The organism is Methylobacterium indicum, from assembly GCF_017347565.1.
In the GTDB taxonomy this organism is placed as follows: Bacteria; Pseudomonadota; Alphaproteobacteria; order Rhizobiales; family Beijerinckiaceae; genus Methylobacterium; species Methylobacterium indicum.
In genome coordinates, this window is the sequence record NZ_AP024145.1 from 155,586 (window position 1) to 179,842 (window position 24,257).

At 69.3% G+C, this 24,257-nt stretch carries 24 protein-coding genes, 1 tRNA gene and 1 pseudogene; 14 read left to right on the forward strand and 12 right to left on the reverse strand.

The features are described 5' to 3' along the window. Positions 1-13: 13 nt before the first annotated feature. On the reverse strand, positions 14-1,348 hold the full coding sequence (locus miv_RS00760; RefSeq protein ID WP_207180889.1) for an MFS transporter: 1,335 nt from the start codon (positions 1,346-1,348) through the stop codon (positions 14-16). 193 nt (positions 1,349-1,541) lie between these two features. Here miv_RS00760 and miv_RS00765 point away from each other — a divergent pair, with 193 nt between their 5' ends. Beyond that, on the forward strand, positions 1,542-2,243 hold the full coding sequence (locus miv_RS00765) for an IclR family transcriptional regulator (RefSeq protein ID WP_203155252.1): 702 nt from the start codon (positions 1,542-1,544) through the stop codon (positions 2,241-2,243). A gap of 354 nt (positions 2,244-2,597) precedes the next feature. Here the strand turns inward: miv_RS00765 and miv_RS00770 are convergent. Beyond that, positions 2,598-2,874 (reverse strand): annotated as a pseudogene (locus tag miv_RS00770) (DDE-type integrase/transposase/recombinase); the annotation flags it as partial. Between the two features lie 321 nt (positions 2,875-3,195). Beyond that, positions 3,196-3,609 (reverse strand): hypothetical protein, encoded by a 414-nt coding sequence (locus miv_RS00775; RefSeq protein ID WP_207180892.1) that lies wholly within the window; start codon positions 3,607-3,609, stop codon positions 3,196-3,198. 1,610 nt (positions 3,610-5,219) lie between these two features. On the opposite strand from miv_RS00775, the gene miv_RS00780 reads away from it, so the two are divergent. The 3 genes from miv_RS00780 (at position 5,220) to miv_RS00790 (ending at position 6,650) form a co-directional block, all read left to right on the forward strand. Continuing rightward, complete coding sequence (locus miv_RS00780; RefSeq protein WP_207180894.1) at positions 5,220-5,603, forward strand: hypothetical protein; 384 nt, start codon at positions 5,220-5,222, stop codon at positions 5,601-5,603. Between the two features lie 150 nt (positions 5,604-5,753). Further along, positions 5,754-6,137 carry a hypothetical protein gene (locus miv_RS00785; RefSeq protein WP_207180896.1) on the forward strand — a complete coding sequence of 128 codons (384 nt, stop codon included), beginning with the start codon at positions 5,754-5,756 and terminating at the stop codon, positions 6,135-6,137. A gap of 201 nt (positions 6,138-6,338) precedes the next feature. Next, positions 6,339-6,650: a hypothetical protein gene (locus tag miv_RS00790; protein ID WP_207180898.1), complete on the forward strand. Its 312-nt coding sequence runs from the start codon at positions 6,339-6,341 to the stop codon at positions 6,648-6,650. A 68-nt stretch (positions 6,651-6,718) separates the two neighbouring features. Here the strand turns inward: miv_RS00790 and miv_RS00795 are convergent, their stop codons facing one another. Both miv_RS00795 and miv_RS00800 read right to left on the reverse strand, forming a co-directional pair. Then, the gene (locus miv_RS00795) at positions 6,719-7,549 is read right to left on the reverse strand and encodes a hypothetical protein (RefSeq protein ID WP_207180900.1); all 831 of its coding nucleotides are present in this window, start codon (positions 7,547-7,549) and stop codon (positions 6,719-6,721) included. Between the two features lie 88 nt (positions 7,550-7,637). Further along, on the reverse strand, positions 7,638-8,417 hold the full coding sequence (locus miv_RS00800) for a hypothetical protein (protein ID WP_244748812.1): 780 nt from the start codon (positions 8,415-8,417) through the stop codon (positions 7,638-7,640). Between the two features lie 217 nt (positions 8,418-8,634). Here miv_RS00800 and miv_RS00805 point away from each other — a divergent pair, with 217 nt between their 5' ends. From miv_RS00805 to miv_RS00840, 8 genes are all read left to right on the forward strand, one after another. Beyond that, on the forward strand, positions 8,635-8,883 hold the full coding sequence (locus tag miv_RS00805; RefSeq protein ID WP_207180904.1) for a hypothetical protein: 249 nt from the start codon (positions 8,635-8,637) through the stop codon (positions 8,881-8,883). Further along, positions 8,880-9,209, forward strand: coding sequence for a hypothetical protein (locus tag miv_RS00810; protein WP_207180906.1), 330 nt, complete (start codon positions 8,880-8,882; stop codon positions 9,207-9,209). Before miv_RS00805 ends, miv_RS00810 begins: the two co-directional genes overlap by 4 nt. 11 nt (positions 9,210-9,220) lie before the next feature. Continuing rightward, positions 9,221-9,745 carry an HIRAN domain-containing protein gene (locus miv_RS00815; protein WP_207180907.1) on the forward strand — a complete coding sequence of 175 codons (525 nt, stop codon included), beginning with the start codon at positions 9,221-9,223 and terminating at the stop codon, positions 9,743-9,745. A 399-nt stretch (positions 9,746-10,144) separates the two neighbouring features. After that, entirely contained in the window at positions 10,145-10,444 is a 300-nt protein-coding gene (locus tag miv_RS00820) for a hypothetical protein (protein ID WP_207180908.1), read from the forward strand. Positions 10,445-10,545: 101 nt separating this feature from the next. Then, on the forward strand, positions 10,546-11,154 hold the full coding sequence (locus miv_RS00825; protein ID WP_207180910.1) for a hypothetical protein: 609 nt from the start codon (positions 10,546-10,548) through the stop codon (positions 11,152-11,154). A 60-nt stretch (positions 11,155-11,214) separates the two neighbouring features. Beyond that, positions 11,215-11,697, forward strand: a complete 483-nt coding sequence (locus miv_RS00830) for a hypothetical protein (RefSeq protein WP_207180911.1) — start codon at positions 11,215-11,217, stop codon at positions 11,695-11,697. Continuing rightward, entirely contained in the window at positions 11,694-12,008 is a 315-nt protein-coding gene (locus miv_RS00835) for a hypothetical protein (protein ID WP_425312954.1), read from the forward strand. The genes miv_RS00830 and miv_RS00835 overlap by 4 nt, the downstream gene beginning before the upstream one ends. 55 nt (positions 12,009-12,063) lie before the next feature. Further along, on the forward strand, positions 12,064-13,185 hold the full coding sequence (locus tag miv_RS00840; protein ID WP_207180912.1) for a hypothetical protein: 1,122 nt from the start codon (positions 12,064-12,066) through the stop codon (positions 13,183-13,185). A gap of 11 nt (positions 13,186-13,196) precedes the next feature. Here the strand turns inward: miv_RS00840 and miv_RS00845 are convergent, their stop codons facing one another. From miv_RS00845 to miv_RS00855, 3 genes are all read right to left on the reverse strand, one after another. Then, positions 13,197-13,757, reverse strand: a complete 561-nt coding sequence (locus miv_RS00845; protein WP_207180913.1) for a metallophosphoesterase family protein — start codon at positions 13,755-13,757, stop codon at positions 13,197-13,199. Positions 13,758-14,067: 310 nt separating this feature from the next. After that, a tRNA-Gly gene (locus miv_RS00850) sits at positions 14,068-14,142 on the reverse strand. A gap of 76 nt (positions 14,143-14,218) precedes the next feature. Beyond that, on the reverse strand, positions 14,219-17,869 hold the full coding sequence (locus miv_RS00855; protein WP_207180914.1) for a YhdP family protein: 3,651 nt from the start codon (positions 17,867-17,869) through the stop codon (positions 14,219-14,221). A gap of 23 nt (positions 17,870-17,892) precedes the next feature. Between miv_RS00855 and miv_RS00860 the strand changes: the two genes are divergently transcribed. Together miv_RS00860 and miv_RS00865 are read left to right on the forward strand one after the other, a co-directional pair. Continuing rightward, positions 17,893-18,357 (forward strand): peroxiredoxin, encoded by a 465-nt coding sequence (locus tag miv_RS00860; protein ID WP_048431190.1) that lies wholly within the window; start codon positions 17,893-17,895, stop codon positions 18,355-18,357. 178 nt (positions 18,358-18,535) lie between these two features. Continuing rightward, on the forward strand, positions 18,536-19,789 hold the full coding sequence (locus tag miv_RS00865; RefSeq protein WP_207180916.1) for a M23 family metallopeptidase: 1,254 nt from the start codon (positions 18,536-18,538) through the stop codon (positions 19,787-19,789). Between the two features lie 27 nt (positions 19,790-19,816). Here miv_RS00865 and miv_RS00870 read toward each other — a convergent pair whose 3' ends face one another. The 4 genes from miv_RS00870 to miv_RS00885 all read right to left on the reverse strand — a co-directional run bounded on the left by miv_RS00870 (position 19,817) and on the right by miv_RS00885 (position 24,187). After that, positions 19,817-20,062: a DUF2934 domain-containing protein gene (locus miv_RS00870; protein ID WP_058619564.1), complete on the reverse strand. Its 246-nt coding sequence runs from the start codon at positions 20,060-20,062 to the stop codon at positions 19,817-19,819. A gap of 232 nt (positions 20,063-20,294) precedes the next feature. After that, a complete protein-coding gene (locus tag miv_RS00875) occupies positions 20,295-21,923 on the reverse strand; it encodes a CTP synthase (protein WP_207180918.1) in 1,629 nt (542 codons plus the stop codon). Between the two features lie 152 nt (positions 21,924-22,075). Beyond that, positions 22,076-22,510, reverse strand: coding sequence for a preprotein translocase subunit SecG (gene secG / locus miv_RS00880; protein ID WP_207180921.1), 435 nt, complete (start codon positions 22,508-22,510; stop codon positions 22,076-22,078). A 336-nt stretch (positions 22,511-22,846) separates the two neighbouring features. Next, on the reverse strand, positions 22,847-24,187 hold the full coding sequence (locus tag miv_RS00885) for a dihydroorotase (RefSeq protein WP_207180923.1): 1,341 nt from the start codon (positions 24,185-24,187) through the stop codon (positions 22,847-22,849). Positions 24,188-24,257: the final 70 nt, after the last annotated feature.

Consider the following 24,257-nt stretch of genomic DNA (forward strand, 5'->3'; position numbering starts at 1 on the left):
GCAGCACCCCGGATCAGGCCGCGACCGCGACGGGCCCGTCGGCCTGCCGGACCTTGCGGCCGAAGGCGAGCATCAGGACCGACCCGACCAGCAGGCAGGCGCCGACCGCGACGAGGGGCGCGGTGAACCCGCCCGAGAGGTCGCGCACCAGGCCGATCATGTACGGCCCGGCAAAGCCGCCGAGATTGCCGATCGAGACGATCATGGCGATCCCGCCGGCGGCCGCCCGCCCGGTGAGGAAGCTCGACGGCACCGCCCAGAAGGTGGCGACGAAGGAGTTGATGCCCATCACCGCCACGCAGAGCGCCGCGATGGTGAGGACCGGCGTCGGCGTGACGGCGCTCGCCACCAGGGCGGTCGCGCCGACGAGGAGCGAGATCGCCGGGTAGATCGTCCGGTCGCTGCCGCGATCCGACATCCGGCCCCACACCACCATGGCGACCGCGCCGCAGACATAGGGGATCGCCGTCACCACCCCGACCAGCGAGGTGGCGAGACCGAGCTGCTTGATGATCTGCGGCAGCCACAGGCCGATGCCGAGGGATCCGACGATGGCGCAGAAGTTGATGCAGGCCAGCATCAGGACGCGCCAGTTCCGGAGGGCCTGGGCCAGCGTCATCTTGTGCTTCTGCTCGATCGCCGCCTTCTCGGCCGCGAGCTTGGCGACGAGGGCGTCGCGCTCCGCCGGCGACAGCCAGGCCGCCTTCTCGGGCCGGTCGGTCAGGACGAACAGGCAGGCGATGCCCAGAGCCACCGCCGGCACCGCCTCGAGGATCAGGAGCCACTGCCAGCCCTTGAGGCCGAACCCTTCGAGCTGGATCAGCGCGCCGGAAATCGGCGAGCCGACGATGTTGGCGACCGGGATGCCGAGCAGGAACAGGGCGGTGGCGCGAGCCCGCACCGCGGAGGGAAACCACAGGCTCAGGTACAGGAAGACGCCCGGCACGAACCCGGCCTCGCCCAGGCCCAGCAGGAAGCGCGCGATGCCAAACTGCACCGGCCCGGTGACGAAGGCGGTCGCCGCCGAGACCAGGCCCCAGGTGATCATGATCCGGGCGATCCAGATCCGGGCCCCGACGCGCATCATGATCAGGTTGCTGGGAATCTCGGCGATGAAGTAGCCGAAGAAGAACAGGCCGGCCCCGACGCCGAAAGCGGTCGCCGTGAGACCGATATCCTTGTTCATTGTCAGCGCGGCGAAGCCGACATTCACGCGATCGAGGTAGCTGATCACGTAGCAGACGAACAGGAACGGCAGGATCCGCCACATCATCTTGCGATGCAGCGCCGCTTCGTCCACCGCACCCGGTGGTGAGAATGCCGGCAGTGCCGGTCCTGCCCGTGTCATGACGTTTGCTCCCTGCCGATTTTGCAACGGCGTTTCATTTTGAGTAGCGGCGGCGCCCGGACGGGTCAAGCGCGGCAGATCCTGCGCGAATGCCGCAGGCCGGGCGCGGCCGTTCGCGTGGTTTGGCGGCAGCGCGCGGCGCCGCTAAGGGATGCGACCGCGAAGCCCGCTAAGACCCGTGAGCGTGAGACGAATGCCGAAAGAGGCTCGACCGAGACCCAAGCTCGAAGGCGTCGCCTCGGCCGAGCGGGTGCTGACCGTCCTGACCGCGTTTCAGCGTGGCGACGACGCGCTCGAACTGACGGAACTCGCCCGGCGCACGGACCTGGTGAAGAGCACCATCATGCGGCTGTGCATCTCGCTCGAGAAGTTCGGCCTGATCGAGCGGCTGGACGACGGGCGCTACCGCCTCGGCGTCGAGGCGGCGCGGATCGGCTCGGTCTACCAGCAATCCTTCGCGCTGGAGGAACGGGTGGTGCCGGTGCTGGAGCGCCTGGCCGCCGAGTCGATGGAGACGGCCTCGTTCTACATTCGCCGCGGCAATCAGCGGCTCTGCCTGTTCCGGGCCGACTCGCCCTATCCTCTGCGCATGAACGTCCGGCCGGGCGACATGCGGCCGATGGACCAATCGGCCATCGCCCAGGTGCTGGCGACCTTCGGCGATCGGGTGGACCCGGCGGCGGCGCCCGAGCTGCCACTCTACACCTCGGGGATCACCGATCCCCACGTCGCCTCCCTGGCGATGCCGATCTTCGGTGCCGGGCGCCGGTTGATCGGAGCCCTCGCGCTGTCCGGCCCGTCCTCGCGCCTCAGCACCGAGCGGGCCGGTCTCCTGGCGCCGGGGCTCCGGGCCGCCGCCGAGCGCCTGTCGACTGAACTGGGGGCGCAGATGTGAAGCGAGGCAAGGCCGATCGTCAACGTCGCCGCCGCGAAGGTCCGGATCGTGCGGCCTTCCGGACGTGGGCGCCAAGGAAGCCGAGAAGCCGCTTCGGGTCAGCAGTTGGCATGCCGCTTGTTCGGCTGTGCGCCAGTTACGGACCCGCGATACGGGTCGTCCGAATGGCCGCTCGAAGCTCGACATTGGACCCTAAAGCTTCGCAGTTTGTGCTACAATATCCGCGCTCTTTGGCGGAAGGGTGGTGCGTGGAACCAGGCGTGACATCTTAGTGAGAACTTTATTACATTCGCGCCTTGACGGCCGGGTCGTGCAGGCTGCAGGCAGCCATTCGACCTCGTGGACTGGCATGTGAAACGAGCGAAACCCGCCCGCTTGCGGCATGGTCCCCGGTTCACCCGGGGGTGGTCGCTCTCGATCCCCTGTTGCAGATGCTTGGTAACGTGGTCGGTGGGCTTGCGTGGCAGCAGACCCGCCTTGCGGCTCTCGGTGACCGCAGGCGGGCACGGACCGGCTCCGTCGGTGCCAATTCGATCAAGCATGAGAAGCGGCTGATCCAGCAGCCTCTTACATAAGAAGCGCTGGCCGCATCAAGGTTGGGCTGTGAGGTGAGCAGGAAGTCGACCGCTTCGCATGTTTGCCGACGTCCCGGTCGAGCAGCGAGTGCGCCATTTTTAGAGGGATGCAGTCGCAGCCTGCCTAGCCCTCCGATGTCAGCGACGACGATGGGCGCTGGTCGCGCCCTTCCTGACGCCACGGCCCGAAATTGCTGCACAGCGCGAGCGCAGTTATATTTCATAATTCGATGTTTTTAGATATCTATGAAACAATAAAATATCTAAAGTTGGCGCGCATTTGTAGAATTACCAATTAATGTGGTGAAAAATTTTGGGGCCTGGCCGGACCTGGATTTTCAGTCAAGCCGGCCAGGCTTGTATTAATGCAAAATTCGCTATTCCAAGTTCGAAGATGTCAACCTTGCGCCAACGACCTTATCGCCGATGCAGATATCAACCCAACGAGCTTCTATATCGGAGCTATATGTACCGCATATTGTCTCTGCATCCACAAGCGAATCTGTCCTATAGCAAGTCATAGGACCGTTTATAATTGCATTATCTTCGACGGCGCCCTGCAGCAACTGTTCGCACTTCGCCACACGATATTCGATTTGGCCGTTAGCGCCACGCCACATTAGTACCACCGTCGGCATCCCGAAGATGCAATTCATGAGGCCTGCAACTTCCCCGCCGGATCGTATTTCTTCGGCGACATCAGCCGCGTTTTCCGTTGCCACCTCGAACATCTCTTCTAGCTTTTTATCAGAGAACCGCTCCGACGCAGCGCTGGTCGCATACTCAGACATTTTCTGGCTCCTGCCGGAAGGGTTCCGGCGAGCCACTTGATGTAAACACAATTACTTTCACGAAGATTAGCGAAATTCGACGTTCATTTCGTTCAAATTTTATGCATTTTCGTGACTACGATGTATTTTTCACGACTTGAGCTTGCGTGGTGGGGTAGAGAGTGTCCGGCTCTGCGTTGCTGCGATCAAAGATGGCTAGCCCGGAATGCGACCTCTTTCTGGTCCAGTCTCGCACCGCCCTTCGCCGCGGTGATAGATGCTGAACTCGCCGCGCTGACTGAGCACTGGGAGAAGCCGGTAGGCAACGTCCGCATGTCGGCGGGAAACTCTTGGCCGAGACCATCGTCTGACAGGCCTTGAAGCGGCTATTGTCAGAATTCCCTAACGTAATATCCAAAGTCGTGGTCGACAAAGGCCTGACCAAAATCATGGCTGAGCGCTTCGACGCGGCGTACACGTCGGGGAGCAGTTTGAAATGAACAAAGTCGCGGTGCGCATCGGGTTCGACCAGCACATCGTCGCGGTGGCCGCGCCGGACTACTCCAAGCCGCAACGCAAGCCGCGCACGCCCAACGACCTAATGGAGCGTACCTGCGTCAACTTGCGCCTTCCGACGCCCAACGTGCGGGAGGGCTATACGCTTAGAAGTTCGAGAGGGTCTCCCGCGTCCTGAGCGTGCGGGTCGAGGGGCCGCTCGTCGTCAACACCGGGTCGATGGCTCGGAAGGCAGCCCTGGGCGGTTGGGATTAGCCGATCTGCCCGAGGACCAGGTCCGGGCGTACGTAGAAGCGGGCCGGCTCGTGCGGGTGCCGGCCGACTGGTGGCCGCCGTTTCGCGGCTACCATCGTTACTATCCGAGCCGGCGACAGCGCACTTCGGCCTACGCCCTGCTGGTCGAGGCCCTGCGCTACGGCACTTGGGAGCCGACGGTCCCGCTCGCTGCTAACCGCGATCCCGCTTACCGGACTTCCAGCGCCTCCTCGGCGAGACCGCGCACCTGCTGCCAAGTCAGCCCTGAGGGCGTGACCAGGTCGAAATGGCCGGCGTCCGAGACGTCGACGAGCCTGGGCGCGGTCGCGACCCTGCCTCACAGTGCGCGGGCATAGTCGTGGCGACCAAAGGCGGCACGAGTTGGTCGAGTGCGACGCTGACCATGAAGATCGACCCGGCCGACAGCGTTAGGGCTGCAGGCGAGACCTCCTGAAGCATGTCCACCGATGCCCGCCGTCCCACGGTACCGGGGCCGCACAGCACGAGGACGAAGCAGGAAAGCGTAGCGAAATCGTCCACTCCGCCGAGACTGATGACGGCGGTCGGCGCGAGCTGGGGCGACCCGCTCAGAGGACTCGCGACGGGAAGCGAGCCTCGCGAGATTGCCCACGGCGCGAGATGGTCCCCGCCGAGTGCCCCGCTAGCGCGCCCTGCGAGAGGCCCAGCCATCGGGACCGCGATTGGGCGCGCCTCGAACAACGCCACGCGCGTCGCTGGCTCATCGAAGCCGATGAATGGCCCATCACCTGCTAAGGTGACGCAGGTCATGGACTTGGTTTCTATTCCACAGCAGAGTGAGTTCGCGCCTAAGGGCGACTGGTGCAGACCCAGAGGAATTCATGAACACTTTTAAGAAAGCTGGCGATTTCGTGTACCACAGCCTTTCTGAGGCGGAGCGTGATCGACTTACAACTGCCTTGCGGCAAGCAGTTGCGTCGCTTTATGGCGATCAATGTGACGATTGGTTATGTGCGCTTGGAAATAAAAGTGCAGAGCCAGATTACATTGACGAGGAGGAAGAAGTTAATCAAGAACATGTCCGCATAATGTGTCGTGAAATTGCTCGAATAATGAGAGATTGCGAGCCGTATGAATGGGATAGAATTATGGATGGCGGATTTGGTACATTCGATCGTCGAGTGTCTTCATTATTTGAGAAAGTTGTCCCTGTAGATTACGATCCTGAATTGGATCGGCAGGGCGATCTTTTCCTTTTTTGGTGATCCGATCCCGTTAGCGTGGTCCGTTCCACGGCCACTTCGGGTGCAGGGCGACGTGACATGCACTCAACCTGAGTTATCTGCACTCACGGCCGTTCAGAAATTTGTGACACTGTCGTTGTGGCTTGCGTGACCCGGTCACATGCTGTGGGCATGACAATTCCAGTCCCCACCGATCTCCAGTACCTCCCGGTCCACCGGTATGCCCGGGACACCCGCCAGCAGACTGCGTGGGAGCGCCGCGAGGCAGCCCGGCGCAAGAACCTGCAGCGCGAGCGCCAGCGCGAGGCTGGTATCCCCGATCCCACTTCGATCGAGCGGGCCATCGTGGACGCACTGCGGCTCACGCTGCTGAAAAGCCCCGCCTCGATCGACCCTGTCGAACTCCTGAAGTACGCCCGTGATTTGGCGATGTCGCGCTCATACGCGGCGCATGAAGCAGATCCGTCCAAGCCGAAATACGAGCGCGAGGCGGTCGTAGAGGCGATCCGGAAGCGTGTCCTGAGGCCCCCGAAAGCGTCGCGTGCGACACCGTGAGGACCGCGTTGCCGAGTTCAACTTCCGCGTTTCAGTCCCTAGGAGTAACGGGGGGAATGGATCGCCTCGTCCAAAAGTCGACTTCCCGCTGTCACGCGTTAGCCTGCGGCCAGGGATGACGTAAGAATCGCGAATTCGGCCACTTGCGGAGGGGAGTCGGCCAGGCACATCTTTGGGGCACGAGATCCCCGGAGGCCCCCGATGCATCACGCAGCCCACATCAGCGCCGACGTCGCCAATCGGGGCGCCACCATCTTCGGGGCCTTGCAGCTGTCGATCGCCGGCTACCGCGAGCAGGAGGCCCGCCGCCGTCGGGATGGGATCTGCGCGGTGGCGGATCTGGAGATGCGCTTGACCGAGAGCCGCCAGATCGAGGCCGAGGCGATCGACGCGGCCACCGCCATCTCCCACGAGAACGATCGCTTGCGCCGGGAGCTGGCTGCGGCGCAGGCGCAGATCGCTGGGTTGAAGAGCGAGGCCGTCGCCTACGCGAGGATGGCCGGCTTGATCTGAGGGGGGCTGCCCAAAAGAGAAGGGCCGCCGGATCCCCTCCGGCGGCCCTTCTTCGTTCGCAGGCACCCTCAGCGGGCGTAGGCGACAGCCCCGAGATCAACGTCGCCCAGATAGGCGAAAGGGCGCTTCTCCTGGCGGGCCTCCGGCTCGGCGGGCGCCGGGGTGACGCCCGCCGCGATCGCCGCCTTCTCGGCTCGGAAGCTTGCCCGGGCCGAGGCGAGGGCTGCATCGAGATCGACCGGCTTCGGGCCGCGGGGCACGCCGGGGATGAGGTCAACGTCGCCGCGGGCGTTCAGGTGGCGCTCGATCGCATCGGGCGACGCGATCGCTACCCTCATCCGCGCGACCTGGCCGAGGCCCTCTAGCCATGCGGCCACCTCAGGCGGGAGGGGCAGCTGCGCGTGGAGCGCCGTGACCCGCATCACCCCGTCCTCGCGCAGGCCGGCGCCGGCGTACTGGTGGACGAGCGCGGCCTGCGACAGGTCCTGCAGCCGAGGGGTGGGTGCCGGAGGGCTGTACGCGGGGCCGTCGTTGCGTGTCCGCGCGTTGTCCGCGGCGGCGACCTGCGACGCCAGCTGCGACGGAGAGGTCGGCCGCTGCGGAAGGATGGCGCCGAGGAAGCGGCCTACGAAGCCGGCCGCGCCGAGGGCACCCGCGCCGGCAGTGCGGGCCAGCGCCAAGCCTGGCGCGCCGATCGTCGCGTCGAGGCCCTTCCCGACGACATCATTCGCGGTCTTGGCACCGCGCCAGGCGGTGCGGAGGTCCGAGGCGATCATGTCGACCCCCTCATCCGCGATGCCCAAGAGGCGGCGGATGAGCCTCACGAAGGCCTTCGCCAGCGCCAGCAAGAACGCCGCGAGCCGGCGGGCTTGCTCCATCTTCTCCCTGATCTTGTCCATGTCCGTCCCCGTGTCCGTGTGGTGGTGGCCGGGTCTCGCCCGGCCTCTTCACGAGCAAACTCTTCGACTTTGCAAACTTCAACTTCGCCTAGAGCGCCAGGGCGGGCTGGAGGGGTATTTCGGGCTCCCCGAAGAGCGCGTGACGCTGCGAATCGGTCAACTGGCGCCGGTGCAGATGCAGCAGCGACAGCGCGTGCCCGGCCGCGCCCTGATCGAGCTCGCGGCGCTCCGACAGGCTGTGGCCGGCCCAACACGATGCGGAGCTCCAGCCGATCGCGTTGCGGTCCGACGCCCAGTCCGTGTCGAGGCTCGACAGGTGCCTACACGCCGCCAGAGCGGCGACGCGCACCGCGGGATCCGCGGCCCGGGCGTGCCAGTGCGGCAGGGCCGTCCCCTCCAGGCGGTGGGCTGCCCTGACGCTGTTTCCCCGCGCGTTCGAGAGCAGCCGCTCGGCGGAGCGGAGATCCCACTCGCGCCAGGCGGCATCCTCCAGGAGAGTGCGCGCATAGGCGAGGTGGCGCCCGAGCTGCCACGCGTGGGAGCGCACCACGTCCGTCAGGTCGCTACGAATCGGTATCGCGCGCGGAGCGCACGAGGCGACCTCCGCCGCGATGCGATCGGCCTCTCGGCGGGCCTTCTCGGCGCGCTCGGCGGCCGCCTCGGCGAGGGCGGCCTCGACGGCTCGGCGCGCCGGCTCGACGGGGCCGGGCTCGGGGAGGCCCCAGTAGCAGGGGGCGAGCTGGCTGCCGAGGCGCGTCCAGCTGTAGCCGACGTCCTCTATCGCCGGCTTCGCGCGCTTCCACGCCGCCGAGAACGCGGTCGTGTCGCCCTCAGCCGTCCAGAGCTCCAGGCGGTGCCCGTAGCGCATGGCCTCGCCACGCGCCGTCCAGGAAAGTCCTAGATCGATCGGAGGGTGATTCGTTTTCATGATTCGCCAACGATTCGAGTATTACGGCCGGCGCTTCGGTTCGAAAAACGCCAAAAAGTTTGGCGTTTTTCGGCTTTCTGCGGATGTGCACATTTGAGCACTTGCAAAACCGGAGGGCAAGGCTACTATTAGGATCCAACAGCCAACGAATGCTCGGATGGATGAGATGAGCGGAGGGGTTCTTCCATTACGCGCGGCCGTGCCGCGCTTCGTGACGGAGGCGGAGGCGGTCGAGCTGCTGCGCTCGCGCGTGGTCGAGGCAGGCAGCAAGAAGGCGTTCGCGACGGCGGCGGGTATCAACGCAAACGACCTCGGGCAGGCGCTGTTGGGTCGCAAGGCGCCGACGCGCGCCCTGCTGGCCGCAGTCGGCGTCCGGAAAGCCCTCGTGCTGGAGGGCGCCGCGTGATCCCCGACGACATCCTCCGCGAAGTCTACGGCGATCCCGTCGAGCTAGAGCCGTCCTCCGCGGACGGCGGGGTCGTCCGCCGGCACACCGCCCGGAGGCCGCTCTCGTGCGACGACTGCCCGTCCGGCCGGGGGATCCGCCCCGGCGAGGCCTACCGCGTGTTCGTCGGCCTGCGGGACGACGGGTACCGCGACTTCTTCTGCGAGCGCCACTGCGCCTCGACGCTTGACGAGTGCCGGGCCGACTTGCCGGCGGAGGAGCGCCCGAAGCCGGCGCCCGCCCGGCAGCTTCCCGTCGACTACGATCCCGACAACATCCCGTTCTGAAGGAGAGGGCCATGAGCAGCATCGACTTCAGCAGTGGCGCGCCCGACTACAAGCCAGATCGTCCCGTCATCGACTTGAATGTCCCCGGGATCGAGACGACCCCACTCTGGGACGAGCTGATTTCGATTAGGATCGGACAGCCCTGGGCGGAGACCGCGATCGCGGGTCTTCAGTTCTACGATTACGGGACGCCCGGGCTGTCCGGGAAGCCGGTCTCGCCCGCGCTCGGCGACAGGATCGTGCTCGTCCGGGCGCCGGACAATCAGAACGACGCGAACGCCATCGAGGTCTGGTGGCGGAACAGTGTCCGACTGGGTCACCTCCCGCGCGAGCTGGCGGCCGAGGTGGCGCCGCGGCTCGATGCCGGCGCGCCCTGCCGGGCGTACGTCCTCTCGCCCGGTAACGGAGAGCCTTGGTCCGCCTGGGCGCTCATCCTCGGGGAGGCGGTCCGGCCCGCCTACGATCGCCACAGGGCCGAGCATCTGCGGCGGCCGATGCCGGTCTCCTCCGATATCGACGACGACATCCCCTTCTAGGAGCCCCCCTGTGCCGCGACATCCAAAGCCGAACTGCGTCGTCTGCCGCGACGGTGTCGGCCTCCGCGTCGAGAGCCGCGACGGTGCCTTGGCCGTCTTCGCCCTTGCCCGCGACGGCCTGCGGTCGAAGGCGGGGCTGGCCGAGTACGAATCGGCAGGCCAAGAATCCGGGCTGGAAGCCCGTCACGAAGGCGTCCCGGTCGAGGTCGTTCGCGCCTACGTCAGGGCGCACCACGGCGTCGCGGCGATCCATCCCGTCGCTCTCGCGATCCTGAAGGGCGAGGTGCCCCAATCCCCCGAGGCAGTCCAGGGCGGAGCGGAGGCCGCCCCGCCGCGCCCTTTTTGGCCGAGGTGGCCGGAGCTCCCGCCCCCGCGGTCCCTCCAGGGCCGGGCCGGGTGGTGGACGACCTCGCCGAGGCAGTGATTGCCGCTCGCGAGATGGCGGCCGAGGCTCGCAGGGTGCCCGAATTCAAGGGGCGCTTGGCCGCAGAGGAAGAAGAGCGCCACTGGGGCCGGCTCGCCTCGTGCTGTGCCGGAGACGCGGCGAGGCTCGTGCTCGTGACGCAGACCCGCTTCGCTGGGCACCCGCTCCTTGAAGAAGGGATCCGCCTGCGGGAGGAGCTCCAGGGCCATTTCGAGCGCGCCCACGCCCGGCACACCGAGCTCCGCCGCAAGGGGATCCGGATCTCATTCAACTGACCCCGGGTGCGGCAACTTTGCACCTGGAATTCCGCCCCACTGATCCCTAATATTAGGGACATGGCTTGGCACTGCCGAGCCATATCGAGGGAAACCCGACCATGAGCACCACCACCGCTACCGCTTCTATCGATCGCTCCGCCCTTCTTCGTGATGCCTGGACGCGGGCCCGCTCCGCTGCCGAGGCGGCGAGCGAGAGCGCCCGCCGGCACATCGGAACCGCGATGCGTGCGGCCTGGGCCGCCGCGCGGCCGGCCCCCAAACCCGACGTCGAGCCCTGCGCGACGTTCGTGCTCGGTAAGCACGATCGCCGGTGCCGTGGCTGGGAGCGCGTGATCCGCGAGACGATGCCTCTCCCCGTTCCAGAGGACGTCCGCGGGGCCGGAGACCTGCCGGGGTCCTACGGGCCTGACCGGGGGACCGAAGAGCTGTTCGGGCTCGATGCGGTGCTGCAGGGAGAAGAGAACCACCACAGGCGCGCCCACGGCTGGACGTACTGGCTCTACGTCCGCGATCCGGCGACCAACAACATCGTCCCGCTGACGCCGACGGCCGCGCGCAAGGCTCTCATAAAGAAGGCGATCCTGGCCGGCCGCATCGATCTGCCGCCCGAGGTCCTGAAGGGGGCTGGCGACATCGCCGCCATGGTTCGCATGCTGGCCGCGATCCGCGCGGGCCTGCCGATCGCCGAGCTCGCCGCGGCCGAGTGACCTCCCGGCCGGGGTCAAATCCCCCGGCCACCTCCCCCCCCTGCCTCGAAGGGCCCGCCCGTGAACGCCCATACTCCCACCGCACCCCCTTGCCTGCGCCCCGGCGATGGCATCGCCGCTCTTCTGCAGGAGCTCATCGACGCGTGCCCGCCATCACCCGAGCCGGAGCGCACGCTCTCGGACGTCGCCCTCTCGTCCTCCCGCGTGGGGAAGAAGGCCCTCCACGTCCAACGCCTTATAGACCGCGCCGCCGCCGGCGAGCACCTCGCGCACGAGATCTGGTGCGCGCAGGGTCAGCTCGACGACGAGCGCTCCTTGTTAGGCGGGTACATCGAGATCGCGGCGCTCGGCGGCCTGAACGGCCGGCCCTACACACTCGCGCCGGCGTGGGGCTCGCCGCACATCGCGGTCTACCGCACGACCGACGATACGCTCGCATTCCGCTACCCGCGGGGTCTGGGTTGGTACGCGGTGATGGCGCTCCTCGACGCGTTCGAGGCCGGCTTCGCCGAAGGCCGCCGAGCCGCATCGGAGGGAACGTGACCATGGATCGGCAAACACTGGAAAAGGCCGGCGTGTTGCTGCTCGGGCCCGATTGGAAGCTACCGCTCGCGAGCGTCTTAGGCCCCCATCATCCCGAGGGCGCCCGCGAAAAGATCGACCCCCGCCTCGTAAGGCGGTGGGCAGCCGGCGATCGTGCGATCCCCGGCTGGGTCGCGCCCGTCATCATCGACCTGCTGATGGAGCGGTCCAAGGAACTCAACAACTTGGCGTGGGATGCTGCGCACCTCGCCGAACGCCTAATCGATGAAGGAGGCGGCTATGGCAAGTATCCCACGGCCAAGAAGGATTGATAAAGACGACAGGCAGAGAAGCCTGTGGGACGTCCTCGGCGAGGAGCCCGAGGAGATGAAGGCCCCGCCGCGGCCAGTAATCCTGTCGGTCTCCACGCCAGAGCCGCCCGAGCCGCCGCTTCCTCCGCTCACGGCCGAGGACCTCGCGGCGATCGAGCACCTCTCCAAGAGCTACGCGTCTCTGCACGATCCGGCGTTCACGGACGCCCACGACGATCTCTGGAACGCCTCGATCACCAAGGGGGCCGTCCCGTCGGTAGTCGAGGTCCCGGCATGGCCCGGGCGCAAACCGCGGGACAACGCGCGCGTCATCCTCACACGCACGCGGCTCGGTTACACGGCCGGACACGAGATCTGGATCGAGACAAACGGGCGCGGTCGCTCGTACGGAAGCGGAGACGGCGGCTATCTGCGGCCTGCCACCGACTTGCAGGGCTATTTCTTCTGGACGACACGCCAGGCCGCTATACAGGCCGGAGCGACACAGCTGTGGCTGGAATGCCAGGACGAGGCGCTCGCCGCCCACGTCCGCGGCCACTTCGCGGCGCAGGGCGTCGACGTCAGCCAGGCGCCGGGGGAGGAGTGGAAGCTTCGGCTGTTCTCGCATGACCAGATCCGCCGCATCGCCGCGGCCGGCCCCTCGGCCGAGGACCTCGCCCTCGTCGAGCTCGGCCCGACGGCGGACTTGCTCGCATACGAGCGCGCGATCGGGCTCTCGGACGTCGATCACGTCCTCGATGCCCCAGCGCGGGCCCCGGCCCCGGCGCCCGAGGTGCCAGGCGTGGAGAAGGTCCTGCTGGCACATTATGAGGGGGTGATCGACCCGCCGAGCCCCGTGACGCTGAAGCGCCGGCAGAAGAAGCAGGAGCGCGAGGAGGCCGCCGCGGCCGCCTGGCACGAGCCGACGTTCCAGGACTGCGCGGACGTCCACGCCGCGATCGGGGCGATCCTGCCCCCTGGCGTGCCAACATATGCCGACGCCATCGTCGCTGTGAGCCGACCGGGCGGCCGTATCCTCGCCGACATCAGGCTATGGGACGGCGCCGTCGGTCGCGTCGAGATCTCCGGCGAGCCGGGCGCCCACGGCTACCGGTGGGAGACCACCGGTGTCGAGGGGACAGCATTCCACTGGGACGCGCGGGCCCGGGCCTGGGAGCGGATCCCCGAGGAGGCCTAGGCCCGCACGGCTCATGCCGCTGCAGCCAGGGCGGCCACCACCACCGGAGAGGCCGCCCGGGCCGCATCGACCGTCATCGCTTCGAGGATCTCGGCCAGCCGCACAGGCCGCCAGTCCCAACAGTCGACCCCGACGTCCAGGGATCGCCCGCAGCCGGGCAAGCTCCCGTGGGAGTGGCCGTAGAGGTGCAGGGCGCCCTTGTGCAAGTGGTTCCACGTCCGCTGCGCGTAGTGGGAGAGCACCAGCCGACGCCCTTCCACCACGGGTTCGGCGCGCTCGTGCTGGTCGTACCACGGCAGGCCCTTCGTCCTCGACGCGTCGTGGTTGCCCCACACCAGGCGCTTCCTCCCGTTCAGCCTGGCGAACACGGCCCGGCAGTAGGCGGCGCTCGCGTTGTAGGCGAAATCGCCCAAGTGCCAGATCTCGTCGTCGGGCCTCACGCGGTTATTCCAAGCCGCGATCAGGGCTTCGTCGTGCTCCTCAATGGAGGCAAACGGCCGGGGCTTCTGCATCCGCGACGACAGGATGCCCTGGTGCCCAAAATGGGTGTCGCTCGTGAAATAAGTCTGCATCGGGGCAGGCCCCCTCGAACTGGAGAACGCGGGCCGCGCGGGGATCCCGGCGGCGGGTAGCTGGCCTCAGGCCAGGCGGCGTTTCCGTTTGAGGGTCATGGCAGGGGGCTCCCGATGAGGGCGCAGGATCCGCGATCCGGGGTGTGCCGGCAAGGGCCGATTGGGGGTGTGGTTAGGGCTTCCCTGGCCGGCAGATACAACAGGCCGAAGGGCTCCGCGTTGTATCCCCGTTGTATCCCGCCCTTTCGGGGGTGGCGCGAGGTGGTTGAGGAACCCCCTGCAAGCACCTGTAGCTGTTATGGAAAAGGAGTGGAGCGGGCGATCGGGATCGAACCGACGACATTCAGCTTGGGAAGCTGACGTTCTACCACTGAACTACGCCCGCAGCGGGTTCGTCATACGGTCTCGCCCGAGCGCTGTCCACCCCGAATTGGCGGGCGTCCGGGGCGGCGCGGCGGGGTCTAGCGGGGGGCCTGCGCGGTGGTGGGATCGCCGCCGCCGGCGCCGAAGAGCTTGCGCAGGAAGCCCGGGGCGATCGCCGAGAGCGGGTTGACGCTGATGTTGGGCGCGCTCATCGCGCCGGCGACCCGGAAGTTGATGGCGAACAGGCCCTCGTTGTGGCCCCCGCCGAGGATCGGGCCGAAGATCGGCACCTGGGACACCACGTTGTTGAGCCCGTAGAGCGGCACGAAGGTGCCGGCGATGTCGGTGCGGTCCTTGGCGGTGTCGATCCAGCCGCCGAGGGTGAAGCCCATCGCCGGGCCGGAGATCGCGGCCTCCGAGAAGGCGACGCGGGTGCCGGTGCGCTGGAAGGCGGCGCGCAGGCGGTCGAAGCCGACGTCGTTGGCGTCGCTGCGCCGGTCGGTGCCCTCCTCGCTCTGGGCCATGATCCGGCCGAGCGCCGGCTCGTTGCGCAGCGCGAAGGAACGGATCTGGACGAGGCCCGATTGCGGCCCGTCGTTCATGCCCATCTGCAGCGACAGGAAGCCGCCCTGCATGCGCTTGTAGATGTCGAGGAAGCGGAGCGCCGCCCCGGCGTCGCTGGTCTCGGCGTTGAGCACCGGCGGGCTGGAACGGTCGGGCTTCCCGACCTCCAGGCTCACCCCGGCCGAGCGCAGGCGGCCCTGGATGCGGGCCTGGCGCAGGTCGTCGCCGCGCAGGGACAGCTTCAGGCTGGCATTGGTCAGGGCCTCGTCGTTGAAGCCGGTGAGGATCGCGAAGCTGAGATCGGCCTCGACGTCGCGGGGATTGGCGTCCCGCCCGCCCTTGCGCGGCGGCGCCGTCATGGCGCGCAGGAACGGGCGGGCATCGGCGACGCCGCCCTTGGCGGTGATCCGGTAGCCGTTGCCGCTGCGCTCGACCTGGGCGCGGATGTCGTCGCCCGGCGAGAGCTTGAGGCTCGTGAGGTCGGCCCGCTCGAACCCGCCCTCGGCGCTGAGGAAGGCGCTGCCGCGCAGCTGGACCTGGCCGGAATCGAGCGCGATGTCGCGCAATTCGCTGCCCTGCGGGGTCTCGGTGAGGGCGAGCGTCAGGCGGCCGGGCTTGCCGGCGGCCTTGGTCCAGCCCGGCAGGAGCCCGTCGACGCTCGCCCGGGCGAGGTCGGCCTCGACCCGGATCGGAGCCTTGCCCGGCCGGCCGACCGGCACGACGAAGCGGGCATTCACCGGCCCGGCGAGCTGGGGCGCGGTCGGCAGGCCCTTGCGGGCCCGGGCCGCGTCGTCGAGGGCCATCGTCACCACCGCCTCGCCCGGGGCCCCGGCCTTGGCCTGGTGCAAATCGACGGTGAGGGGCGCCCCGGCGAGGCGGCCGTCGCCCTTCAGGCTGAAGCCGCCCCGGTCGTAGGCGACCGTGAAGCGGCCGTTCTCGAGGCGCTCCTTGCCGACGATGCGGTCGGCGACGATGTCGGTGAGGCTGCCGCTCAGGGTCACCGGCAGATCGGCGATGTCGGGCACCGCCTCGAGGGAGAGCGGAAAATCGATGCGCAGGTCGGCCTGGCCCCGCAGGGTCGCGGGGTCGATCTCGGCGCCGGCGAGGGAGCGGAAGAGCTTGGTCTGCAGGAGCGAGGCGAGCGCGTCGGCGCCGCCCGTCAGGCGCAGGCCGATCTGGGCCGAGACGTCGTGGGGCACCGCGTCCTTGATGACGAAGGAGCCGTCCTGAAGGTTGAGCGCCCGGCCGTCCGGCATCCGGATCTCCGCGGTGGCGCCGCGGATCGTGGTGTTGCGCCCGGTGACGAGGCCGGAGACCCGGGCGCGGGAGAGCGGCGGAGCCTCGGACGAGATCGTCAGCCCGCCCTCGCTCACCGCGAAGGCGATCCGCACCGCCTGGTCGGGCATCGGCTCGCCGCGGGTCGCGGCGGCGAACTCGGCCATGCTCATGTCGACCAGGATGTCGAGGCTGTCGAGCCGACCGGTGCGCAGGTTGTCGACGAGGTAGGCCCGGATCGGCGGCGCGACGTTCTCGGGCCAGAGCCGCAGGGCGGCGCGCCCGTCGGTGCGCTCGGCGGTGATGCGCAGGGTCAGGCCGCCGTCGTCGGCCTTGGTGCCGAGCGTGCCGCTGACCGTGCCGCGCACCCCCTCGCCGGCGAGCGTCAGGCCGTCGATCTGCACGCCGCCGTCGCGGCCGGTGAGCCGGGCATCGACCTTGGCGATCTTGACCGGCGCGTCGCCCGGGGCCGCGCCGCGCAGCACCGCATCGGTGCCCGACAGGGCGGCCGTCCAGCCCGGGCCGCCATCGGCAGGGGCCGCCCACTCGCCGGCGAGGCGCACCCGGTTGCCGCCGCCGCGATAATCGAGGGACTCGACCTTCAGGGTCCGGAGGGCCTCGTCCCAGGCGGCGTCGACCGTCACCGCCTCGATCGTCACCGGGTTGAAGTCCTTCTCCTCGATCAGGAGGTTGCCCTCGCTGGTGGCGAGCCGGAAGGTCATGCGGTCGAGGCGCGCGCCGTGCATCGCCACCTGGGCCCGGCCGGACAGCTTCAGGTCGGTGGTGAGGGGCAGGCGCGACTGGCCCGAGAGCAGCAGCAGGTCGGGGGCCGGCAGGTCGTCGAGGGTGAGGACGCCGTGGCGGCCGCCATCGGCGGCCTCCTCGACGTCGCCGCCGAAGCGCCAGGCCCCGTGCGGGCCGACGATGCGCATCTCGAACACCCGGGCCAGCCGGGTCGCGTCGCGGCTGAACAGGCCGTCCACCCGCGGAAACACCACCCGCTCGGCGCCGGATTCGTCGAGCAGGGTCAGGCGGGCATTGGTCAGGCGGGCGCGGTCGAGGCTGCCGATCACCCCCGACGGATCGAGGACCACGCTCAGGATCGACGCCACCGTGGCGGAGACCGGCGAGACCGTGCCGCGGGCGGCCACCACCGCGGGGGGTGTATGGGGCTTGGCCTCGGCCGGGTCGTTGGAGGCCGCGAAGGCGATGGACCCGTCGTGGTGGAGGAGCGCCCGCAGCTGCAGGTCGCGGAACTCGACCGAGCGGGCCTGGACCGAGAGGCCGAAGAGCGACCACAGGTCGATGGCGACCACCGCGAGCGGCGCCCGCACCACGAGGTCGCCCTCCGGGTTGCGGATGTCGAGATTGGAAGTGCGCAGGGCCAGCGCGCCGTCGCGGTCGATCTCGATGGCGCTGTCGTGCAGGCTCGCGCTCCAGCCCGGTCCGAGGCGCTCGGCGATGCCCGCCGCCACCCGGGGCTCGAGCCAGGCGAAGCTCATCGGGCCGCTCGCCAGGCGCAGGTAGGCGAGGCCGATTCCAGTCAGGAGGAGGAGCACGGCCGCGAGCTTCAGGAACAGCACGCCGCGGATGCAGGTCCGCAGGAGCGAGCGCCGCAGCTTGGCCGGCACGGCACAGGCCGGCTCGCCCGCATGGTCCCCCACCGTGTGCTCCCCCGGGGGCGTGGCGTGTCCTGGTGTCGCTCGACCTGTCGTCACGCGTGCGCCGCCACTCCGGGCGCCCGCGGGCGCCGCCGTTCCGGACCCGGCCCCGGGGATCCGGGTGCCTGGGGCCTCCGCCAATGATTGCCCGGTCCGGTGACCGGAGGGTAACGTCCTGCCGCTAAGGCGTCGGACGGCGCGCCGGGCCGGTCCCGTGCCGCCGCGGCGCCTCACCCAGAGGCACACCATCAATCGGCCGAAAGGAAGGCACGATGGCGCTGAACCCGGGCGACCCCGCCCCCGACTTCTCCCTGCCGGCGACCGGCGGCGAGACCCTGAGCCTCGCCGGCCTGAAGGGCCGCAAGGCGGTGCTGTATTTCTACCCCAAGGACGACACCAGCGGCTGCACCCTGGAGGCCCAGGCCTTCAACGCCCTGACCGACGCCTTCGCGGCGGCCGACACGGTGGTGATCGGCGTGTCGCCCGACCCGATGAAGAGCCACGACAAGTTCCGGGAGAAGTACGGGCTCGGCTTCCCGCTGGCCTCCGACGAGACCAAGGCGATGCTCGAGGCCTACGGCGTCTGGGTCGAGAAGAGCATGTACGGCCGCAAGTACATGGGCGTCGAGCGGACGACGGTGCTGATCGACCGCGACGGCACGATCGCCCAGGTCTGGCCGAAGGTGAAGGTACCGGGCCACGCCGACGCGGTGCTGGCGGCCGCCAAGGCCCTCTGACGACGGGGCGCTCCGAGGACGACGCGCGCGAGCCGGAGGCGGGCGGGCGCCGGACGGCCCGGCCGCCCCTTCCGTTGCGACATCGTGATGCCGTGACGGGACAGGGATCGGACCCCGCATTTGAGACATCCTTAACCTTAACCCGCGACGGTTCGGCTCAGGTTACCGGACCGCGCCGATGCTCTCCTCCCGCCCCGACCTCCTGGCCCAGCTCCGCTCCGAGCCCGCGCGGCTGCCCGCCTCGCGCCCGTCCGGCGCGGCGGAGCGCGTCTGGGTGGTGCGGCGCCGGACCCTGGTGATCGCGGCCCTGGCCTTCGGGACGCTCGCCCTGTGGGCGAGCGCGGCGACCTGGTTCATCGTGTTTCGCGACGAGGCCCTGGCCCGGTTCATGGAGCGCCAGGCGGCGATGCAATACGCCTACGAGGAACGGGTCAGCGCCCTGCGGGCGCGGCTCGACCGGGTGGCGACGCAGAAGCTCCTCGAACAGGACGGCGTCGAGACGCGGCTTGCCGACCTCGCCGGCCGCCAGGTGGCGCTGGAGAGCCGCCAGGCGATGCTGATGGGCCTCGCCGAGCAGGCCGGCGGGGCCGGCGGGGCGACGGACGAGGACGGCGTCCTGTCCGCCCTGCCGCCTGCCCGCCCGCTGCCCGCCCGCGCGCCCGCGCCGACTCCGACCCCGGAATCCCTCGGCCTGCGCACCGAGGCGGAGACGGGCGCGCGCCTCCCCGCTCCCGGGGTGAGCGCCCGCATGACGGCGCTCGGCCACGCCCTCGACGGGTTCGAGGCGCGCCAGAGCCTGGTGGTCGGGCGCCTCGCGGCCCGCAGCCGCAGCGAGGCGGCGCGCCTGCGGGGGGTGATGGCCGAGACCGGTCTCGACGGCGGGCGCTTCGCCGACCGCCGCGGCGGCGGGATCGGCGGCCCGCTGGTGCCGGCCGGATCGGGACCGTTCGAGACCGCGGTGCTGCAGGCGCAGCGCGACCTCGGCGAGCGCGATGCCCTGCGGCGCATCGTCGGCTCCCTGCCGCTGCGCCGGCCGGTCGCGGTCGATGGCGGACTGTCGAGCACCTTCGGCTACCGGTCCGACCCCTTCACCCGCGGCCTCGCCCTCCATACCGGCATCGACCTCAGGTCGGAATACGGCGCCCCGGCGCGGGCGACCGCCGCCGGAACGGTGACGATGGCGGATTATTCCGGCGGCTACGGCAACATGGTCGAGGTCGATCACGGCCACGGCCTCGCGACCCGCTACGCGCACCTCTCGGCGATCACGGTGGTGCCCGGCCAGGCGGTGGCGGCGGGCCAGATGGTCGGCCGGATCGGCTCCACCGGCCGCTCGACCGGGACGCACCTGCACTACGAGACCCGCATCGACGGCGAGCCGGTCGATCCCCAGCGCTTCCTGCGGGCAGGCGCCCGGATGGCGGCCCGCTGACGATCCCCTGACGATCGGGGCGGGCGCTCAGCCCTCGACCGTCTCGGCCCGGTTGCTGCGCGAACCCTGGGCCATCTGGGCCTGCCCGGCGGCCGTTTGCCCCTGCCCCATCTGGGATTCCGCCGCATCGGCGTCGCGCCGGCTCTCCATCTCGGCCCGTAGCTCGCGCTCGGCGAGCAGCCAGAACTGGATCTCGAACCCGGCGGGGCGGTGGTTGCGCTCCCAGATGTCGTAGGCGCGGGCCCGGATCGCCGCCAGGGGAATCTCACGCATCACCGATACCTCGTCCCATGCCTGTCAGGTTCCCGTGCCGGGTCCGGCCCCAGGCCGGACGGTCGGTTGTCGGGCAACCTATACCGTGGGTCGGTATCGCTGTCGCGGTCGATCGGCGCCGCGGGGCGGGCGCGATGCCCGCCGATCAACGCATGGTGGTTCGGGCCTCTCCGGGCGGCCCCGATGTGGCCCGGACGGCATCCGCCCGGGCCGTGCGCCCGGGCCGTGGTCGTCAGACCAGCCGGCTCTGCTCGATCGCCGCGGCGACGAAGCTCTGGAACAGCGGGTGCGGCTCGAACGGGCGCGACTTCAGTTCCGGGTGGAACTGCACGCCGATGAACCAGGGATGGCCCGCCACCTCGACGGTCTCGGGGAGCAAGCCATCCGGCGACAGACCGGCGAAGCGCATGCCCTTGGCTTCCAGCCGTTCGCGATAGGCCATGTTGACCTCGTAGCGATGGCGGTGGCGCTCGGCGATGCGGGTGCCGCCGTAGATCCTGGCGATCTGCGAATCCGGCTCCAGGGCCGCCGTGTAGGAGCCGAGCCGCATCGTGCCGCCGAGATCGCCCTCGGCGATGCGGCGCTCGAGCTCGTTGCCGCGCATCCACTCGGTCAAGAGGCCGACCACCGGCTCCGGCGTCGGGCCGAACTCGGTCGAGTTGGCGTCGGCGATGCCGGCCAGCGAACGGGCGGCCTCGACCACCGCCATCTGCATGCCGAAGCAGATGCCGAAATACGGGATCTTGCGCTCGCGGGCGTAGCGGGCGGCGCGGATCTTTCCTTCCGCCCCGCGCTGGCCGAAGCCGCCCGGCACCAGGATGCCGTTGAGGCCTTCCAGGAACGGCGCCGGGTCCTCGCGCTCGAACACCTCGGCCTCGATCCACTCCAGGTTGACCTTGACCCGGTTGGCGATGCCGCCGTGGCTCAGCGCCTCGATCAGCGACTTGTAGGCGTCCTTGAGGCCCGTATACTTGCCGACGATGGCGATCGAGACCTCGCCCTCCGGGCTCTTGATCCGGCCGACGATGTCGCGCCAGCGGTCGAGCTTCGGCTCGGGGCCGGTCTCAAGGCCGAAATGCGCCAGCACCTCGCGGTCCAGGCCCTCCTCCTTGTAGGAGAGCGGCACCTCGTAGATCGTGCCGACGTCCCGGGCCTCGATCACCGCCGATTCGCGCACGTTGCAGAACTGCGCCAGCTTGCGGCGCTCCTCGCGCGGGATCGCGCGGTCGCAGCGGCAGAGCAGGATGTCGGGCTGGATGCCGATCGAGCGGAGTTCGGCCACCGAGTGCTGGGTCGGCTTGGTCTTCAGCTCGCCGGCCGACGGGATGTAGGGCAGCAGCGTCAGGTGGACGTAGGCGCAGGTGCCACGGGGCAGCTCCTGGCCGAGCTGGCGGATCGCCTCGAAGAACGGCAGGCCCTCGATGTCGCCGACGGTGCCGCCGATCTCGACCAGCACGAAGTCGTAGGCGTCGTTGCCGTCGAGGACGAATTCCTTGATGGCGTTGGTGACGTGCGGGATCACCTGGATGGTGGCGCCGAGATAGTCGCCCCGCCGCTCCTTGGTGATGATGTCGAGGTAGATCCGGCCGGTCGTGATGTTGTCGGCCCGCGTCGCCGGCACGCCGGTGAAGCGCTCGTAATGGCCGAGATCGAGATCGGTCTCGGCGCCGTCGTCGGTGACGAAGACCTCGCCGTGCTGCGTCGGGCTCATCGTGCCCGGATCGACGTTGAGGTAGGGGTCCAGCTTGCGCAGGCGGACCTTGTAGCCGCGGGCCTGGAGCAGGGCCGCGAGGGCGGCGGAAGCGAGACCCTTGCCGAGCGAGGAGACCACGCCGCCGGTGATGAAAACATACCGCGTCATGGGACTTGCTCCATACACAGGCGCGGCCGTGTTGCCAAACGCCGCCAGCTCAACGGGGACATGTCCGGGCGGCAGGGCCGGCCGGACTCACAGGATTTTTCTCGGGACTGCGAGGGGCGGCGCGGATGCGCCGCCGTCGCTCGCGCGATGCCTTAGCGGGACTGGGGCGCCGTGGGGGCGGCCGGAGCGGCGGGCGCTGCCGGAGTGGGAGTCGCCGGGGTCTGCGCGGCAGGAGCCTGGGCCGCCGGCGCATCGCCTTGCTGCTGGCGCAGCTGGTCGAGGACGTTGCCGGCCGGCGGGGCGCCGGTCTGGCCCGCGGGCGCCTTGGTGCCGGTGCCCTCGAAGATCGAGCGCGGGCCGGCGCCCCGGTGCGACATGATCGCCAGGATCATGCTGGTGGTGAAGAACAGGGCCGCCAGGATCGCGGTGGCGCGGGTCAGCGCGTTGGCCTGGCCGCGGCCGGTCATGAAGCCCTGCGTGCCGCCCCCGCCGCCGAGGCCGAGTCCGCCCTCGGAGCGCTGCAGCAGCACCACGCCGATCAGGGCGAGGACGATGATCAGGTGGACGACGATCAGGACGGTCTGCATCGGGCTTCCGGGCCGGCCCTGTTCGGGCCGCCAACGTGGCAACGGCCGGCACGCGGACGCGTCCGGACCTCCAATTCCGGGCGCTCCTATACGAGAAGTGCGCCGGAGCCAAGGGTGGTGGGTGGAATGGAGGGGTAGATTGCTCGCGCTCGAACCCTCCCCCCTTTGCGGGGGAGGGTGCCCGGCGGAGCCGGGCGGGAGAGGGGAACCACGCTTCCGGGTGAGGCGGAACCGTTCTGACGGGCGCCCTCTGAATCAGCGTCGCGCTGCCCCTCTCCCGGCCTGCTCCGCAGGCCACCCTCCCCCGCAGAGGGGGGGAGGGTTGGCCAGCGCGCCTCACCCCCGCGCCGGGAACCCCTCCTCGAACCGCACCGCCTCACCCCGCGACGGCTCGGTGAGCGCACCCTCCCACATCACCGCCTGGCCGCGCACCACCGTGCCGACCGGCCAGCCGGTGACCTCGCGCCCGTCATGGGGCGTCCAGCCGCATTTGGAGGCGATCCAGGCATTGGTGATGGTCTCGCGGCGCTTCAGATCCACCACCGTCACGTCGGCGTCGTAGCCCACTGCCAGCCGGCCTTTCCGGGCGATGCCGAAGATGCGCTTCGGGCCGGCGCTGGTGAGATCGACGAAGCGTTGCAGCGAGAGCCGGCCGGCGGCGACGTGGTCGAGCATCACCGGCACCAGGGTCTGCACGCCGGTCATGCCCGACGGCGAGTCGGGATAGGCCTTCCGCTTCTCCTCCAGCGTGTGCGGCGCGTGGTCGGAGCCGAGCACGTCGGCCACGCCCTGCGACAGGCCCCACCACAGCCCGTCGCGGTGGTCGGCGCCGCGCACCGGCGGGTTCATCTGCACCAGCGTGCCGAGGCGGGCATAGGCCTCGTCGCCGTCGAGGGTCAGGTGGTGCGGCGTCAGCTCGCAGGTCGCGACGTCCTTGTGCTGGCTGAGGTAGCGCATCTCCTCCTTGGTGGAGATATGCAGGATGTGGATGCGGGCGCCGGTCTCGCGGGCGATGCGCACCAGGCGCTCGGTCGCCTTCAGCGCCGCCTCCGGCGAGCGCCAGACCGGGTGCGACGACGGATCGCCGGGCACCCGCAGGCCCTTGCGGTCGCGCAGCATCGCCTCGTCCTCGGCGTGGAAGGCCGAGCGGCGGCGGGTGCGCTTCAGGATCTCGGTGATGCCGGCATCGTCCTCGACGAGGAGCGAGCCGGTGGAGGAGCCGATGAACACCTTGATCCCGGCCGCCCCCGGCAGGCGCTCCAGCTCGGCCACGTCGCGGGCGTTCTCATGCGTGCCGCCGACCCAGAACGCGAAGTCGCAATGCATCCGGTGATGCGCGCGCTTCAGCTTGTCGTCGAGGGCGCCCGGATCGGTCGTCTGCGGCACGGTGTTGGGCATCTCGAACACCGTGGTCACGCCGCCCATCACGGCGGCGCGCGATCCCGTCTCCAGGTCCTCCTTGTGGTCGAGGCCCGGCTCGCGGAAATGCACCTGGCTGTCGATCACGCCGGGCAGGAGGTGAAGGCCGCGGCAATCGAGCGTGCGGCCGGCCGACGCCTGCGACAGGTCGCCGATGGCGGCGACACGCCCGGCCGTGACGCCGATATCGGCCAGACCCTCGCCGTCGTGGTTGACCACGGTGCCGCCGCGCAGGAGGAGGTCGAAGCTCTGGCTCATCGGTCGCATTCCTCGTTCGCCCCTGGACCGCGATTGAGGGCCGGGCGCAGGCGGCTTATGTCAGCCCCGC

What these genes read in the sequence shown, in the direction of transcription:
- miv_RS00765 (WP_203155252.1), top strand. Translation starts at nt 1,542, where the DNA reads ATGCCGAAAGAGGCTCGACCGAGACCCAAGCTCGAAGGCGTCGCCTCG.
- miv_RS00870 (WP_058619564.1), bottom strand. Translation starts at nt 20,062, where the DNA reads ATGCGTGAGATTCCCCTGGCGGCGATCCGGGCCCGCGCCTACGACATC.
- secG (WP_207180921.1), bottom strand. Translation starts at nt 22,510, where the DNA reads ATGCAGACCGTCCTGATCGTCGTCCACCTGATCATCGTCCTCGCCCTG.
- miv_RS00790 (WP_207180898.1), top strand. Translation starts at nt 6,339, where the DNA reads ATGCATCACGCAGCCCACATCAGCGCCGACGTCGCCAATCGGGGCGCC.
- miv_RS00775 (WP_207180892.1), bottom strand. Translation starts at nt 3,609, where the DNA reads ATGTCTGAGTATGCGACCAGCGCTGCGTCGGAGCGGTTCTCTGATAAA.
- miv_RS00875 (WP_207180918.1), bottom strand. Translation starts at nt 21,923, where the DNA reads ATGACGCGGTATGTTTTCATCACCGGCGGCGTGGTCTCCTCGCTCGGC.
- miv_RS00800 (WP_244748812.1), bottom strand. Translation starts at nt 8,417, where the DNA reads ATGCGCTACGGGCACCGCCTGGAGCTCTGGACGGCTGAGGGCGACACG.
- miv_RS00795 (WP_207180900.1), bottom strand. Translation starts at nt 7,549, where the DNA reads ATGGACAAGATCAGGGAGAAGATGGAGCAAGCCCGCCGGCTCGCGGCG.
- miv_RS00840 (WP_207180912.1), top strand. Translation starts at nt 12,064, where the DNA reads ATGAAGGCCCCGCCGCGGCCAGTAATCCTGTCGGTCTCCACGCCAGAG.
- miv_RS00865 (WP_207180916.1), top strand. Translation starts at nt 18,536, where the DNA reads ATGCTCTCCTCCCGCCCCGACCTCCTGGCCCAGCTCCGCTCCGAGCCC.
- miv_RS00855 (WP_207180914.1), bottom strand. Translation starts at nt 17,869, where the DNA reads ATGGTGTGCCTCTGGGTGAGGCGCCGCGGCGGCACGGGACCGGCCCGG.
- miv_RS00885 (WP_207180923.1), bottom strand. Translation starts at nt 24,187, where the DNA reads ATGAGCCAGAGCTTCGACCTCCTCCTGCGCGGCGGCACCGTGGTCAAC.
- miv_RS00785 (WP_207180896.1), top strand. Translation starts at nt 5,754, where the DNA reads ATGACAATTCCAGTCCCCACCGATCTCCAGTACCTCCCGGTCCACCGG.
- miv_RS00825 (WP_207180910.1), top strand. Translation starts at nt 10,546, where the DNA reads ATGAGCACCACCACCGCTACCGCTTCTATCGATCGCTCCGCCCTTCTT.
- miv_RS00805 (WP_207180904.1), top strand. Translation starts at nt 8,635, where the DNA reads ATGGATGAGATGAGCGGAGGGGTTCTTCCATTACGCGCGGCCGTGCCG.
- miv_RS00760 (WP_207180889.1), bottom strand. Translation starts at nt 1,348, where the DNA reads ATGACACGGGCAGGACCGGCACTGCCGGCATTCTCACCACCGGGTGCG.
- miv_RS00780 (WP_207180894.1), top strand. Translation starts at nt 5,220, where the DNA reads ATGAACACTTTTAAGAAAGCTGGCGATTTCGTGTACCACAGCCTTTCT.
- miv_RS00815 (WP_207180907.1), top strand. Translation starts at nt 9,221, where the DNA reads ATGAGCAGCATCGACTTCAGCAGTGGCGCGCCCGACTACAAGCCAGAT.
- miv_RS00860 (WP_048431190.1), top strand. Translation starts at nt 17,893, where the DNA reads ATGGCGCTGAACCCGGGCGACCCCGCCCCCGACTTCTCCCTGCCGGCG.
- miv_RS00845 (WP_207180913.1), bottom strand. Translation starts at nt 13,757, where the DNA reads ATGCAGACTTATTTCACGAGCGACACCCATTTTGGGCACCAGGGCATC.